Here is a 14,958-nt window from a genome sequence, read left to right on the forward strand (position 1 = left end):
TCGAGCCGAAGCAACAAGAAGGCTGGTGTTGTCAACGTGGCGGACCGGTAGTTCGGTTGGGATGTCGGGGCGTGGGGATCGGCGTCGTGGACCTGCACCTGATGGTCGGCCGGGGGGCTGCGGACCGGAGTGCGGTGCACCGTGGAGCGGCCCGGTCGGGTGACGGCCGGGGGGTGCCGGCTGCGTGTCGTGCCACGGTCGACCCGGGAACACCAGGGAACTGCGGAGACTGGCCCCATGCCTGAAAGGTCCCCCTCACCGTCCGACCCGGCCGACTTGCGCGAGCACCATCAGATCGGGGCCATGGCGGTCCTCACGGTCCTCGCGGGCGCGATCGACGCGATCAGTTTCCTCACCCTGGGCCATATCTTCACCGCGCTGGCCACGGGCAATCTCCTGTTCCTGGCCTTCACCCTCACCGGCAACGGACATGTGCCCGCCGCCCGGCCGGCCATCGCGATCGCAGCCTTCGTGGTGGGGGTGGTGACCGGATCGCTGTTCACGCGCCGGCTCTTTGCGCGCCGCCGGGGCTGGTTCCCCGCCGCGCTGACCGCCGAGGCCGTCCTGCTCGCGGCGGCCGGCGCGTTGGCGTTGTGGCGGCACGGCACCAGGTCCCTGAACGACGAGGAGGACTACCTGGTCATCGCCATTGTCGGCCTGGCGATGGGCTTGCGCGCGGACGCCGTCCTGCGTGCCCGCGTCCCGGGCATGCCGACGCTGCTGATGCAGATGTCGCTGATCCAGCTGATGCACGACCTCAGCTCGGGTGCCGGGAGGGACATCCCGGCCGGCGAACGGCGCACGGCCCGGATCCGGCTGGTCTCGACGATCGCCGGGATCTTCGTCGGGGGCCTGCTCGGGGCGCTGATGGTGCCGTGGGGAAGCGGCCGGGCGCTGCTGACGGTCGCGGCGGGCGTCCTGCTCGTGGCGTGCGCGTACGTGCTGCTGCCCCGCTGCCGCGCGCGAACCGCGGCGGGGTAGCACCTCGTGGTACGGCGGGTCCTCAAGGAACCGCCGCCCTCGACACACTCGCGGGGCGGCGCGGCGCGGGGCGGCCGGTCTCTCGCTCCGTCCGTCATGTCCGACGTCACCGCCGCCGCCTTCCGGGGAACCGGCTGCGCTCCTGAAGCGGTGAGCGGCCCAATCACACGACGGGGCAGCCGAGTTGAACTCCACTGGCGCGAGCGCGGGGAGCTGCGGCAGCAGGACCTCATGGATCTCGGTCGGCTTCGCAACCCGAGCTGCCAAGAGGCCCTGCCTTCATGTTCGCGACCAGCTGCGATGAGCCGCTCGAAACCCCCGTTCGACGCACAGCCTCACGATCGGACCGGCAACGGTCGCCACTCAGTGGAGAGTGTGCGGATGCTGCGGCGGTGCGGGCGGCGGCGGCGGAGTGGGCGTGGGGTACTGCTCGTCCCGCCACATCTCGGGGGTGACGAGGGGCTGTCTCTCGTCCAAGGGTTCCGGAAGGGCCGTGTAGAGAGGAACCCGACGGGACTTACCCGTGTCCGGGAGCAATACGGAGAACTCCCCGGGAACCACTTGCCCGGACGGCAGCGTGAAGTGTCCGGTATATTCCGTGGCAGGCCTTTGGACCCACATGACGATCCTACTGTTCGGAGGCGCCACGACGTCTACGGTCTGCGTGTAGCTTCTACTCGTCCCCCACGACACCGAGTAGGTGTCCGCGATGGCCCCCCTCACGCTGACACCGAGCTGAAACGCCCCCTTTTCTATTCCAACGTTGGCCGACACCTCTTTTTCGATCGTTTGCGAAACCTCACTGGATTCGTCGATGGTCAGCCCGTAGGTCGTGGATGGCGACCTCTGGTCCACAGGTGTCAGATTCCTGATGTCGGCGCCGTCCATCTGTTGGGAAGGCATGTATTTCGTGTCGTCCGCTTTGTCCGGAAAGAAGGAGCAGTGGACCGTGGCGCAGGCCGCCTTCGCCTCGCTCTGCTTCCACCCCCACTGCAGCTTCAGGTATCCGACGGGGAAGCCCGGACGGACGTGGTTGGTCCGCTGGCCCAACCCGGAAGACGGCCACCCGACCACGGCGGATGCGGGGGAGGCGTCAGAGCTGGACATGAACGTCGGCGCGCAGTCCCCGTGGGGAACGTAGCCGTCGAAGGTCTTGAGGTAGGGAACCAGCCCGTACGTCACGCTGTGGCCGCAGTACGAGGTGGGACTGCTGGACACCACGCTTAACTGGTGGTTCGAGCCGAAGTCGTACAGATCGATCAACTCGTGGAGCCCGCGCGCATTGATCTCATCCCCGAGACCCGACACGGTGCCCGCGCAGAACCAGTTGGAGACGTTGGGCGGCGCATCGACCCATTGCGCACAGTGGCGAGTGGCGCTGCCGCTGAACATGGCTTCCGGAGCCGAATCCGCGGCCTGCGGAATCGAGGCCGCCGCCGCTGGTGCGGCTACCACGGCACTCAGGGCCGTGATCGGTGCCAGCGCCGACAGCGACCGCACCATCCAGGATGGTCGCGCCCCGCGCGAATTTTTGCGTGTACGTGCGATGAAACCCATGAGCGAATATGCACCCTTTCGTCTCGATAGCCGCCGCTCAGAAAACACGCAGCAGCGGCTCCACTCGAACAGGATCCGCGCCGGCGGCCGTCGGACAGTGACTCCCCTTTTCTGCCACTGTTCAGCCCTCAGCTCGGACCCACCACACCACGGAAACCTCTCCGTGTTGTTCGGCAAACAGGAACATACAGGCGAACAGTTTTCCTGCAATAGACATGGATGTGGATCAGCGGTCGAGTTGATGAAAAATTGAGGTTACTGATTGGTTTTTCACAATTCAAATGGTCAAGCGCAGGGTGCCGCACGTATTCACCGAACGGATTCCGATAGGGCAGCTGTAGATGGGACTGCCGGCTCGATACCGGCGACTTGAGGAATGAGGCCCGCTTCGGGTGCCGTGACCGCTGTGGTGATCGGGGCGGTGCGCCAGTGCCGGGCTACGGCGAGGTTTGCGGGCCGGGTCGTGAAGAACCAGGGGCCCTGCGCTGGTCATCGAGACCGGCTCGTCCGGCGGTTGTCGTGCACCATCGTTTGGATGACACGGGAACCGGCGAGTGACCGCAGACCTCCTGCTCGACACCGCCGGCGAAGCGGGGGTCATGTCCCCTCATGTGGTGTAGCGGGATCAAGGAGGAATCCGCAGGTCGCGACCGCTATCGGCTTGCCCTCTGCCGCGACGATGCTGACGTCTCGTCAGTCGCTCCAGGTCGTGGCGACGGGGTCCGTGGAGACGACCAGGACGGCTTGCCTCGCCGGCACGCGCGAGGGTGCTGTTCGCTGACGAGGCGTCAGGTGGGTACCATCCCTAGCCACCCCGAACGGGGCCTTGACCTGGATCTACGCCAAGATCCCTGCCACACCGCTCGGCGGGACGCCATCGAAGCGGGACCCCAGTACCTCGGCCGGGCCGCGCTGGTGAGTCTCGAACTCGTCCCGGTGCACGGCCCGTCTCCAGGCGGCGCGTTGGCTGGCGGTCAGCCGTCGGGCCGCCGGAATCCTGCGGTCCCCCTCATCCGCCCCGGCCGGCGGCATTGCACCGCGCCCGCTCCGTGCGGGCAGGTAGGGCCAGCGGCGTCAGTCGGCCTCCGGCACGGTGGCTGCCAGCTCGAACCAGGTCGTCTTCCCCGTCGCCGTGGGACAACTGCCCCACTCATCGGCAAGCATGTCCAGGAGTCCGATACCGCGTCCCCCTTCGTCCCAGCTGTTGGCTGCGCACCGTACCGGGCCGTCACTCTTCGTGTCTTCGACCTCGCAGTGCAACCGGCGGTCACAGACCGCAAGGTTGAGTCGCAGGGGGCCCCGCGTGTGACACACGGCGTTGGTGACCAGCTCGCTGACCAGGAGCTCTGCGGGTGCCTCCAGGTGCTGCAGCGCCCAGTCCTCCAGTTGTGCAACCACCAGGCGCCGTGCGTGCGGGACCGAGGTCGGTTCCCGCCGCAGGGGCCAGGAGGCCTCCCGGTCGCTGGAGCGGGCGCGCGGGGCGTCCAACGGCAGCAGGGGCTGCAGAGCGCGGGCCCAGAGAATCCGCTGTCGGGCGACCCATGAGAGGGGCCGGGACGGCGGTCTCCGAGTGGAGGTCGATCCCTCCGTCGACCTCCGCCCGTGCGGGCAGAACTGGAGCCGGCCGCAGGACTCTTCGCACGACCCTGTGATGTGACCATTGGCCCGAGAGGCCATGGGAAACCAGTCCTTTGTACTGCATGCGGTATTCGGCGAACCGATGAACGGGGCGGGAGCTGCACCTCGCCATCGCGCGGACTCGATGAATAACTGTAGCGAACATTACGCTAAAATGAGGAGTAATCGGAAATATGGGATGCATGGACTGATCGTCCCCGTGCGTCCCGCAGCCGAGGAGCCGCGATGCCGCGCTCGCCAGACCTGGCCAAACGGCGTGAACTTCTCGACCGGGTCCATGCCTACGTCATCCGCAACGGACTGTCCGATCTGTCGCTCCGCCCTCTCGCCAGTGCAGTGGGCACGAGTGACCGCATGCTTCTCTACTACTTCGGCACCAAGGAACGTCTGGTCACCGAAGTCCTCGCCCTGAACGAGGAGCGTCCCTTGCTCCACGTTCGTGATCGGCTCGAATCGACGGGGCCACCGGAGGACGCCGCAGCCATGCGGCGCTTCATGGAAGAGGTGTGGCAGGACTTCACCGCCCCCGGCCTCCGTGCGGCGTTTCCCCTGTACCTCGAGGTGATGGCGGACAGCCTGCTGCATCCCGACCGGTACGGACCGGTGATGCGCGACACCATCGCCCAATGGACGGATCTGCTCTCCTCCGTCCTCCTCGGTATCGGCGTGCCGGAAGACCGCGCCCGGAGCCACGCCGTCCTCCTGACGGGCGCCATCTTCGGTCTCCTCATGGCGCCGCTGGCGAACGCGCGCTGGGACAGTGCCACCACGGCCTACCGCGACCTCCTCGACAGCCTCGAGCCGGTCTGGCGCGCCGCTCGGTGACGGCTCCCGCCCGTCCCGCGAGCCCGTTCGCGCCGGTGCTGCTGCGGATCCGGGCCGAACGCGTTCTGCCTGACGGTCCGGGCCGCTCCACGTGCGGAAGGCCTGCCGGCGCGCACCGAACGGCAGGATTCCGCACCTGCACCGCACGGTCACCGGCCCACCGACATCAGGGCGGTTGGTGTCCGCGGTGGCACATTCCCGTGCGACGGGGCCCCGCATCCGTCATCCGACCTCGGAGGGCGCCGCGGCCATGGCGTACGCCTCCGGAACCGAGAACTGCCGGGTGACCAGCCGTCGATAGAGGTCGTCGCGCCGCATCAGGTCCGGATGGGTTCCGACCGCGCGCACGCGTCCGGCCTCCATGACGACGATCTGGTCGGCCTCCATGACGGTCGACAGACGGTGGGCGATGGTCACGACGGCGCGGTCCCGGGCGATGGAGGCGATGGTGCCGCGCAGTTCCGTCTCGGCGTCGGCGTCCAGGTTGGCCGTCGCCTCGTCCAAGAGGACGATGGGCGGCCGCGACAGCAGGGCCCGGGCGACGGCCAGGCGCTGACGCTCCCCGCCGGAGAGTCCACGGCCCCGCTCGCCGAGGTCGGCATCGAGGCGCCCGGGGAGGGATTCGACGACGTGGTCGAGCCGAACCCGTCGCAGCACTTCGGCGATGTCGTCCTCACCGGCCGAGGGGTAGCCGTACGCGGTCGATCGCGGCCCGTCCCTGCAGCGGCAGCGGCCGGAGTGGAGCGGCTGCTGCCCCGGGCACGACACCGTCAGGCGCCCGCCGGGCCGCGACTGCCGGCCCCCTCCCGAGCATCCGGGCCCGAGCCGAGCGTGGGGCGGGCCGGTACCCGGGCCGCTCCCGGGAGGGGTGCGGGGCGCTCCCGGGAGGGGTGCGGGGCGCTCCCGGGAGGGGTGCGGGGCGCGACCCGACTACGCTGGCGCAGGGGCCGCGCCCCCGACCCGTACGCAAGTGAGGAGAAACCGCCGTGCTCGTGCTGCTGCCGCCGTCGGAAGGTAAGGCCGCTTCCGGACGCGGGGCACCGCTCAAGCCGGAGTCGCTGTCGCTCCCCGGTCTGGCCCCGTCGAGGGCCGCGGTGCTCGAGGAACTGGTCGAGCTGTGCCGTGGGGACGAGGAGAAGGCCCGCGGGGTGCTCGGACTCAGCGAGGGGCTGCGCGGCGAGGTCGCGAAGAACGCGGAGCTGCTGGCGGCCGGGGCCCGGCCGGCGGGAGAGATCTACACCGGGGTCCTGTACGACGCGCTCGGGCTGGCCACGCTGGACGCGGCAGCCCGCAAGCGGGCGCGTCGGTCCTTGTTGGTGTTCTCCGGCCTGTGGGGGGCGGTCCGGGTCGACGACCGCATCCCCTCCTACCGCTGCTCGATGGGCGTGAAGCTGCCGGGGCTCGGGGCGTTGGCCGCCTACTGGCGGGAGCCCATGGCGGAGGTGATACCGCAGGCCGCAGGGGACGGACTCGTCCTCGACCTGCGGTCCTCCGCGTACGCCGCGGCCTGGCGGCCCAAGGGTGCGGTCGCCGGGCGCACGGCGACGGTGCGGGTGCTGCACGCGCAGGTCGACGAGGCGACCGGGGTCGAGAAGCGGTCGGTGGTGAGCCACTTCAACAAGGCGACGAAGGGCCGGATCGTCCGCAGCCTGCTGGAGGCGGGGATCGCCCCGAAGGGACCGGGCGAGCTGGTGGAGGCGCTGCGGGACCTCGGGTACGCGGTCGAGGCGGAGCCGCCCGCCAGGGCGGGCAGGGCGTGGTCGCTGGACGTGGTGGTCTCCGAGATCCACTGAGGCCGCACGGACCGCCCCGATCCCGACCGTCGAGCCGGACGACCATGCCTCCGCGATCTCCGGGCGCACGGCGCTCGAGTCGCACACCGGTCGTGGGCGTGCGGGGGGCGAACGCCCCGTGCGGCGGGGCCGTGAGACGGGGACGTTCGGCCGCCACGGTCCTCCCGCGATCGGCGCGCCCCGCCCCAGGACGGCCGCCACCGGCTGAACCGCCGCGGGCACCGTCCGGCCGACCACCGCGCCCCGGCCGGCTGTACGTCCCCGATCGGACGTGCGGCTCGCCCCGGGGTTGGGGACGAGCCGCGCGAGCCGGTGGTCAGCGCAGGTGGGAGGTGTCGTTCAGGAGGCGCAGCGACGCGTTGCCGTCCGCGTAGTACGAGACCGCCGACAGCGATGCCGCATCGAGCTCCATGCGGAACAGAGCCTCCGGCGGCGCCCCCAGGGCCAGCCGGACCAGCTGCTTGATCGGCGTCACGTGGGTGACCAGGAGGACCGTGCGGCCCCGGTACTCCTCGGTGAGCCGGTCGCGCGCCGCCGACACCCGCCGGGCCACCGTCGCGAAGCTCTCGCCGCCGCCCGTGGGCGCGGCCTTCGGGGAGGCCAGCCAGGCGTCCAGGTCGTCCGGGTACCGCTCCCGGACCTCGCCGAACGTCAGTCCTTCCCAAGCGCCGAAGTGCGCCTCCCGCAGACCGTCGTCGACCCGGACGTCGAGCCCGAGGCGCGCGGCCACGGCACCGGCCGTCTGCAGGCAGCGCCGCATCGGGGAGGCGACGATCGCCTGGATCCTGCCCCGCGCGGCGAGCGCCGTCGCGGTCGCCTCGGCCTGGCGCAGCCCGGCGTCGGAGAGCTCCGGGTCGGTACCCCCACTGCCCGAGAACCGCTTCTCGGGCGTGAGCGGCGTCTCACCGTGCCGGAGCAGCACGAACGTCGCCGGCGGGCCCACGTCGGCGGGACCCCAGCCGACGGCCGGGGCTTCCTCCGTCGCGTCGGCCGGCGCCACCCGCCCCTGGGCGACGACGGGAGCCGACACGCCCCGGTCCGGAACGGCCACGCCCGCACCCCCGCCGCGGCCGGCCGCCGAGGACAGCGCCGCACGCGCCTTCGCCGCGCCCGCGGTCGCGTCGCCCACGACCCGCGTCGCGCGCCGGTCCTCGGCGAGCATCGCGCGGGACGCCGACGGCTCCCACTGCTTGCCCTTCTTGCCCGCGTCCATCGCCTCGTTGGCGAGCCGGTCCGCGTGCTTGTTCTGTTCGCGCGGGATCCACTCGTAGCGGACCTGTCCCGGCGGGAAGACCCGTCCGGCCTCGGCCGCGAGCGGCTTCATGTCGGGGTGCTTGATCTTCCAGCGACCGGACATCTGCTCGACGACGAGCTTGGAGTCCATGCGCACGCGGACCGACGCCCCGGGAGCGAGGGACCGGGCCGCCTCCAGGCCGGCGATGAGCCCGCGGTACTCGGCGACGTTGTTCGTGGCGACTCCGATGTACGCCGCCGCCTCGGCCAGCGTCTCCCCCGTCGACGGGTCGAGGACGACCGCGCCGTACCCCGCCGGGCCCGGGTTGCCCCGTGATCCTCCGTCCGCCTCGACGATCAGCTCGCGCATCAGAGGCCGGACTCCGACGTCCGGACGAGGATGCGGCGGCAGTTCTCGCACCGGACGACCGTGTCGGCTGCGGCCGCGCGGACCTCGTTCAGCTCGGTGATGTTGAGCTCGATGTGGCAGCCCTCGCAGCGGCGCTGGTACAGGCGCGCCGCGCCCACCCCGCCCTGCTGCTCCCGCAGCTTCTCGTACAGCTTCATCAGGTCCGCGGGTACGGAACCGGCGACGACCTCGCGCTCCTTGGCGACGGTCGCCGATTCACCGTCGAGCTCCTCGTACGCCGCGTCCCGCCGGGCGGTCGCGTCGTCGACCTTCGCCTGGACGGAGGCCACGCGGTCGGTCAGCTCGTCGACGCGTTCCTGCGCGGACTCGCGGCGCTCCATGACCTCGAGCACCACGTCCTCCAGGTCGCCCTGGCGCTTGGCGAGGGAAGCGATCTCCTTCTGGAGGTTCTCCAGGTCCTTCGGGGAGGTGATGGCACCCGAGTCGAGGCGTTGCTGGTCCCGGGCCGAGCGCTGGCGCACCTGGTCGACGTCCTGCTCGGCCTTGGTCTGCTCGCGCGCACAGTCGCTCTCCTCCGTCTGCGCGGCGACGAGCAGGTCGCGAAGCTGCGTGAGGTCCTTGTTCAGCGACTCGAGCTCGGCGTGCTCCGGCAGCGTCTTCCGCTTGTGCGCGAGCTGCGACAGACGGACGTCGAGGGCCTGGACGTCGAGGAGTCGGATCTGGTCGGCGGGCGCGGCGTTCAGTTGGGGGCTCCTGAAGTGTGGTGGGAGGACCAGGGGTCGGTGACCGTCTTCGAGACGTGGACCCGCAGGCCCCAGCCGTGGCGGTCGGAAATCTCGTCGAGCTGGGCGGCAGCCTGCTCGCACCAGGGCCATTCGGTGGCCCAGTGGCCGGCGTCGACCAGACCGATCGGTGTGTGCTGGACGGCCTCGGACGCCGGGTGGTGGCGCAGGTCGGCTGTCAGGAAGGCGTCGACGCCCGCTTCCCTCACCGCGTCGAAGAGACCGTCGCCGGAACCGCCGCTCACGGCGACCCTCCGCACGGTCGCGTCGAGGTCGCCGGCGACCCGGATTCCCTGGGCGGTGGCGGGCAGCCGGTGCGCGGCGCGCGCGGCGAACTCCCTCAGCGTCACCGGGTGGTCGAGCTCGCAGATCCGACCCAGACCGTTCTCGGGTACGAGGGGGCCGGTGACGCGCAGGTCGAGGGCGCCCGCGAGGGCGTCGGAGACGCCGGGGTCAGCGGTGTCGGCGTTGGTGTGGGCGACGTGCAGCGCGATGTCGTGCTTGATCAGCGTGTGCACGACGCGGCCCTTGAAGTGGGAGGCGGCGACCGTCGTCGTCCCCCGCAGGTAGAGCGGGTGGTGCGTGACGACCAGGTGGGCGTCGAGCGCGACCGCCTCGTCGACGATCTCTTGCACGGGGTCGACGGCGAACAGGACGCGGGTCACCTCGGCGTCGGGTGCACCGCAGACCGTGCCGACGGCGTCCCACTGTTCGGCCCGCTCGGGGGGCCAGAGGGCGTCGAGCGCGGCGATGACTTCGGAGAGACGTGGCACGGGACAAAGGCTACCTGGCTCCCCTTTGCGCCTGTACCGGCGCGGGTCCCGCGGATCGGCGGCCCACCGCGGGGCCGGTCGGCACGGGGCCGTGGCGGCACGCCGCTGCGCAGCCGGGCGCCGATCGGCACCGGACCGGGTGTCCGCCTCCCGCAGCTCCGTCGCGCCGGGTCGCACGTCCCGGTCCGTGCTCGATCGCAGGTCCAGCTCCGGGAGCCACGACCACCGCTCCGACCTGCCCTTTCGGCGGCGCGGGCGTACCCGAACCGCCCCGCCCAGCACATCGGTCCCCTCCCCCTCAGGTGAACCGCGGCACTGCCACCCTTATGCGTGAAGTGACCCGGCTGGACCTGTTCGACTGGAAGTGCGAAAACTAGCGTCGGTGTCCGGAGGTGACCATCCGATGACAGCGTGTGCCATCGAGACGGCTGCGGAACACGAGGCGTTGGGACGTCCGGCGTTCACGGTCAGCGCGGACGGCTGCTACGCAGCGCGTCTCGCGGGTGAGGGAGACGCCCGGTTCGTGGAGCGGTGGATGCTCGACGGGGCGGAGCCGTACGCGGTGCCCCTGCCGCTCGGGCAACCGGAGGAGGCCGGCACCGAGGTCGTCCCGCTGGCCGACGGGCGGGTCCTGGTGCACCGCAGGATGGCGGAACGGCAGGCGTTCTCGCTCCTCTACCCGACCGGGCCCGGCACCGGCGAACTCCCGCTCGGCACGGTCGAGTCCGCATCGATGTGCCTGTTGCCGCCGTCGCCCGACGGCACGTGCGCGTACGCCGTCGCGTTCGACGGGCGCACGACGGCGGTGTGGCTGGTGACGGGGGGACGGTGCGGGCCCCAGCGGGTGGCGGAGGTGGCGGGTCGGTGTTCGGGCGGCGTGTGGCTCGACCGCGCCGGCCGGATGCTGGCCCTGGACCGGGAGTCGGACGGCATCACCAAGTCCGTGGTGATCGACCTGGAGCGGGGCGGAGAAGTGTCCCCGCTGCTCCAGATCACTCCGGAGAGCAACGACCGGCTGGTGCTCGCCGACGTCGAGAGCGGACTGCTCCTGGTGCGCTCGGACGCGGCGGGCCACGACCGGCTGGGCTGGGGAGTGCTCGGCAGTCTGCTCCCTGTGCGGTTTCCGGAATGCCTGCGGCTGGCCGACGCGGCGGTCACGCCGTTCGCGATCCAGCCCGGCCAGATACTGGCGCCGGAGCGGTGCGCGGTGGCACTGAGGATCGACGCGGCGGCGGGGAGTTGGGTCGGGGTGTGGCGGCCCGCGGGTAGACGACTGCACCAACTGCCGGCCCCCGCAGGATGGTTGACGGGAGCTGGCCTGTGGACCCGGGACGGGGTACTGCAACTGCCGTACGCAACAGGTGCGGCACCGTGCGCAATGGCTCGTCTCACCCCGCCCGGGGACGTACCCCTCGCGCAGCCGACCATGACACCGGCACGACTGGAACGTGCAGGTGGGGAACCGTGCGGAGCCGTCGGAGGTGCTGGCGTCTGCAAGCCGGTCCCCTTGCAGCAGGCGCCCCTCACCGGTGGGGTGGTCCGTGGTTAGACTCTGCGGCCGGGGGCTGCGCAGCCGCACCGTCCGGCTGCCGACGGTGACCGGCGGAGGGGACGGTGTGCGGTCGTCCCTGGCAACATGACATCAGCGATAACGACGGGGTGAACTTCCCACATGCCTGAAGCCCGAACCGACACGACCCAGGCGCGACCGCAGGGGGCGGTCGCGAACCAGGCCGAAGCCGGCGGCCCCGGAAAGCACCGGGGTGGTGCGGCGCCGGCGGAGGAATCGGCCGCTCCGGCTCACGGCCGCCACCGTCGCCCTGCCGGCGACGACGCATAGCCGGCCGAGCACCGGCCGGCGCACATGTGCGCACGCGGCTCAAGGGCCGCCGCGCTCCTCGGGTTCCAGGGCGTGGCGGCCCTTCGGCGTGCGCGGTAGCGCCGGGTGACGGGGCCCGCCACAGCTGCCGGGCCCCGTTCCCCTCTAGGACCTCTTGAGGCCCAGGACCTCGGCCGCCGCGAACGTCTCGTTCGGAGGACGCGCCCCGTAGTGGGACGACAGGAGTTCGTCCAACTCCTCGTACGAGAAGACCCCCTTGGCCGCATCGAACGTCGCCGCGACCCTCGGCCGCTCGATCACCGCGACCATGCCTCCGTGGACGACCAGGAGCTGTCCGTTGACGCGGGCCGCCGCCGGCGAGGCCAGATAGCCGACGAGGGGCGAGACGTGCTCCGGGGCCAGCGGATCGAGCCCCCCGTCGGTGGGTTCGGCGAAGCCGGCGAAGACGTCTTCGGTCATCCGCGTCCTGGCCCGCGGGCAGATCGCGTTCGCCGTGACGCCGTACTTGGCGAGCGCCAGTGCCGTGGACGTGGTGAGGCCGACGACGCCACCTTTCGCAGCCGCGTAGTTGGGCTGTCCCGCCGAGCCCGCCAGGAACGCCTCGGAAGAGGTGTTGACGATGCGTCCGTAGACGGGCGCGCCGGCGGCCTTGGACCGTTCCCGCCAGTGGGCGGCCGCGAAGCGGGTCGTGTTGAAGTGGCCCTTGAGGTGGACGCGAATGACCGCGTCCCACTCGTCCTCGCTCATGGAGAAGACCATCCGGTCGCGCAGGATCCCGGCGTTGTTGACCAGGACGTCCAGCTTTCCGTACGTGTGGACGGCCAGTTCGACGAGGTCGCGGGCCGTGTCGAAGTCCGAGACGTCACCCAGGTGTGCGACCGCCCGGCCGCCCGCCGCCCGGATCTCCTCGACGACCTGTTCCGCGGGTAGCGCGGACGCCTCGCCCGAGCCGTCCCGGCCCGGCTGACCGTAGTCGTTGACGACGACGCTCGCGCCCAGCCGGGCGAGCTCCAGCGCCTCCGCGCGCCCGAGGCCGCGGCCCGCACCGGTGACGATGGCGGACAGACCCGCAAGGGGGAGTGACATGGACCGTCCTCTCAGATCTCGGTGGCGGTACGCGGGTTCAGATCTCGATGCAGGTGCGCAGGGCCTCGCCCGTGCGCATCTGGGTCAGCGCCTCGTTGATCTCGGAGAGACCCACGCGGTGCGTGATCAGTGATTCCAGATCGATGCGGCCGGCCCGCCAGAGGGCGATGGTCCGTTCGTAGGAGCGGAGCACGTCCCCGCCGCCGTACATCGACGGCAGGATCCGCTTCTCGTCGAAGAACAACTCGAACATGTTGAGCTGCAGGAAGTCGTCCGTCGCGCCGGCCCCGACGATGCACAACGTGCCGCCGCGCCGCGTCGTCTCGTACGCCGTCCGTGCCGTGACCGACTTGCCGACCACCTCGAAGACGTAGTCGAAGCCCTCGCCCGCGGTGATCCGCTGCCTGGCGTCGGCGAGCGCGTCGGGAGCCACCGCCTCGGTCGCTCCGAAGGACAGCGCCGCCTCGCGCCGGGACGCCACCGGATCGACGGCGACGATCTGGGCCGCACCCTGCACGCGGGCGCCCTGGACGGCGGCGATGCCCACGCCACCGCATCCGATGACGGCCACCGAGGAACCGGCCTCCACCCGCGCGGTGTTGATGGCGGCGCCCAGGCCCGTCGTCACCCCGCAGCCGATGAGCGCGGCGATCTCGTACGGGACGTCGTCCGGGATGGGCACCGCGCAGCCCGCGTCGACCACGACCTCCTCCGCGAAGGTCCCCGTGCCGGCGAAGCCGAAGAGTTCCCCGCCGGCACGCCTGAAGTTGGGTGTGCCGGCGTTCATGAAGCCCGCGAGGCAGAGCTGCCCCTGGCCGCGGCGGCAGGCCGGGCACGTCCCGCACGCGGGGAGCCAGCAGATCAGCACGCGGTCGCCCGGCGCGACCGCGGTGACGCCCTCGCCCACCGCGAGGACCTCACCGGCCCCCTCGTGGCCGGGGACGAACGGCGCCGGCTGCGGCAGCACCCCGCTCATCGCGGAGAGGTCCGAGTGGCACAGTCCGGTCGCCCTGACCCGGATCCTGACCTTGCCCGGGCCGAAGCCCACCGGCTCGACGTCGTCGAGTACGTCGAGCTTGTCCTGGCCGATCTCGTGCAGTACGGCTGCGCGCATGGGTGCGGGCTCCCCTCAGGAGGTCATCAGCTGTCAGGAGGTCAGCAACGGTTCAGGTGTGGTCGACGAGGGTGTCCGCCAGGACGGGGGCGTCGTCCCGCTCGACGGCCGTCACCGACGCCTGCACACGGTTCTCCCCCGCCCACATCCGGATGCGGAGGGTCTCGCCGGGGAAGACGACGCCGGCGAAGCGCGTGGCGTAGGAGCGGACCCTGGAGACGTCCCCGCCGAGCAGCGTGTCGACGACGGCCTTGAGCGTCATCCCGTACGTGCACAGCCCGTGCAGGATCGGCCGGTCGAAGCCCGCGAGCTCGGCGAACTCGGGATCGGCGTGGAGCGGGTTCCAGTCCCCCGAGAGCCGGTAGAGCAGTGCCTGGTCCTCACGGATGGCGCGTTCGACCACCTTGTCGGGCTCGCGCTCCGGCTGCTCCACGCGTGCGGAGGGTCCCCGCTCGCCGCCGAAGCCGCCCTCACCGCGGACGAAGATCTGGGCGTCGCTGGTCCACAGCGGCCCGTCGTCGTCGGCGGCCTCGGAGCGCAGCACGAGGATCGCGGCCTTGCCCTTGTCGTACACGGCGGCGACCCGCGAGGTACTGGTGGCGCGGCCGCGGACCGGGATGGGCCGGTGGAGGGTGATCGTTTGTCCGCCGTGCAGCACGGCGGACAGGTCGATGTCGATGCCGGGCGCGGAGAGGCCGCCGACGACGCCCATGCCCGCGCCCGCCACGGTGGCGAAGCTCGGCAGGACGCGGAGCCGGGACTCCAGGGTGTAGCGCAGTTCGTCGGGGTCGGTGGCGGGGGTTCCGGCGCCGAGGCCGAGGTGGTAGAGCTGGATGTCCTTGTGGTCCCAGGTGATCTCCGCGCTGCGCGGTTCGGCCGCGATCGCCCGGGCGGCATCGATGGGCATGTGGATGCTGCTCCTTGGGGAGTGGAAGACCTCGGCACGACCGTCCGCACCGTCAGCCG

13 protein-coding genes are annotated in these 14,958 nt (G+C 71.3%); 4 read left to right on the forward strand and 9 right to left on the reverse strand.

Annotation, left to right across the window (positions count from 1 at the left end; translation table 11 throughout):
- The first annotated feature begins 237 nt into the window (after positions 1–237).
- Positions 238–981 carry a YoaK family protein gene (locus ACFXOM_RS28625; protein WP_384938507.1) on the forward strand — a complete coding sequence of 248 codons (744 nt, stop codon included), beginning with the start codon at positions 238–240 and terminating at the stop codon, positions 979–981.
- A 363-nt stretch (positions 982–1,344) separates the two neighbouring features.
- Here ACFXOM_RS28625 and ACFXOM_RS28630 read toward each other — a convergent pair whose 3' ends face one another.
- A complete protein-coding gene (locus tag ACFXOM_RS28630) occupies positions 1,345–2,538 on the reverse strand; it encodes a hypothetical protein (RefSeq protein WP_385040123.1) in 1,194 nt (397 codons plus the stop codon).
- Between the two features lie 1,074 nt (positions 2,539–3,612).
- Positions 3,613–4,215 carry an ATP-binding protein gene (locus ACFXOM_RS28635; protein WP_384938504.1) on the reverse strand — a complete coding sequence of 201 codons (603 nt, stop codon included), beginning with the start codon at positions 4,213–4,215 and terminating at the stop codon, positions 3,613–3,615.
- A gap of 186 nt (positions 4,216–4,401) precedes the next feature.
- Here ACFXOM_RS28635 and ACFXOM_RS28640 point away from each other — a divergent pair, with 186 nt between their 5' ends.
- Positions 4,402–5,001: a TetR/AcrR family transcriptional regulator gene (locus ACFXOM_RS28640; RefSeq protein ID WP_384947227.1), complete on the forward strand. Its 600-nt coding sequence runs from the start codon at positions 4,402–4,404 to the stop codon at positions 4,999–5,001.
- A 222-nt stretch (positions 5,002–5,223) separates the two neighbouring features.
- Here the strand turns inward: ACFXOM_RS28640 and ACFXOM_RS28645 are convergent, their stop codons facing one another.
- Positions 5,224–5,769, reverse strand: coding sequence for an ATP-binding cassette domain-containing protein (locus ACFXOM_RS28645; protein ID WP_385040126.1), 546 nt, complete (start codon positions 5,767–5,769; stop codon positions 5,224–5,226).
- Between the two features lie 218 nt (positions 5,770–5,987).
- Between ACFXOM_RS28645 and yaaA the strand changes: the two genes are divergently transcribed.
- Positions 5,988–6,794, forward strand: a complete 807-nt coding sequence (gene yaaA, locus ACFXOM_RS28650) for a peroxide stress protein YaaA (RefSeq protein ID WP_384947230.1) — start codon at positions 5,988–5,990, stop codon at positions 6,792–6,794.
- Between the two features lie 316 nt (positions 6,795–7,110).
- Here the strand turns inward: yaaA and ACFXOM_RS28655 are convergent, their stop codons facing one another.
- From ACFXOM_RS28655 to ACFXOM_RS28665, 3 genes are read right to left on the reverse strand one after another with little or no spacing between them, the layout of a single operon-like run.
- Positions 7,111–8,397: a bifunctional RNase H/acid phosphatase gene (locus ACFXOM_RS28655; protein ID WP_384938496.1), complete on the reverse strand. Its 1,287-nt coding sequence runs from the start codon at positions 8,395–8,397 to the stop codon at positions 7,111–7,113.
- Positions 8,397–9,140, reverse strand: coding sequence for a zinc ribbon domain-containing protein (locus ACFXOM_RS28660; protein ID WP_384938643.1), 744 nt, complete (start codon positions 9,138–9,140; stop codon positions 8,397–8,399). Before ACFXOM_RS28660 ends, ACFXOM_RS28655 begins: the two co-directional genes overlap by 1 nt.
- Entirely contained in the window at positions 9,137–9,952 is an 816-nt protein-coding gene (locus ACFXOM_RS28665; RefSeq protein WP_384938494.1) for a Nif3-like dinuclear metal center hexameric protein, read from the reverse strand. Before ACFXOM_RS28665 ends, ACFXOM_RS28660 begins: the two co-directional genes overlap by 4 nt.
- 403 nt (positions 9,953–10,355) lie before the next feature.
- Between ACFXOM_RS28665 and ACFXOM_RS28670 the strand changes: the two genes are divergently transcribed.
- The gene (locus ACFXOM_RS28670) at positions 10,356–11,501 is read left to right on the forward strand and encodes a hypothetical protein (RefSeq protein WP_384938492.1); all 1,146 of its coding nucleotides are present in this window, start codon (positions 10,356–10,358) and stop codon (positions 11,499–11,501) included.
- A 435-nt stretch (positions 11,502–11,936) separates the two neighbouring features.
- Here the strand turns inward: ACFXOM_RS28670 and ACFXOM_RS28675 are convergent, their stop codons facing one another.
- Genes ACFXOM_RS28675 through ACFXOM_RS28685 form a run of 3 tightly spaced genes read right to left on the reverse strand, consistent with a single transcriptional unit; the run spans position 11,937 to position 14,899 of the window.
- On the reverse strand, positions 11,937–12,878 hold the full coding sequence (locus tag ACFXOM_RS28675; RefSeq protein WP_384938490.1) for a 3-oxoacyl-ACP reductase: 942 nt from the start codon (positions 12,876–12,878) through the stop codon (positions 11,937–11,939).
- Positions 12,879–12,915: 37 nt separating this feature from the next.
- Positions 12,916–13,992 carry a Zn-dependent alcohol dehydrogenase gene (locus ACFXOM_RS28680; RefSeq protein WP_384947236.1) on the reverse strand — a complete coding sequence of 359 codons (1,077 nt, stop codon included), beginning with the start codon at positions 13,990–13,992 and terminating at the stop codon, positions 12,916–12,918.
- A 52-nt stretch (positions 13,993–14,044) separates the two neighbouring features.
- Positions 14,045–14,899, reverse strand: coding sequence for a MaoC/PaaZ C-terminal domain-containing protein (locus ACFXOM_RS28685; protein ID WP_384938486.1), 855 nt, complete (start codon positions 14,897–14,899; stop codon positions 14,045–14,047).
- Positions 14,900–14,958: the final 59 nt, after the last annotated feature.

The organism is Streptomyces sp. NPDC059169, assembly GCF_042755225.1.
Taxonomy (GTDB): Bacteria; Actinomycetota; Actinomycetes; order Streptomycetales; family Streptomycetaceae; genus Streptomyces.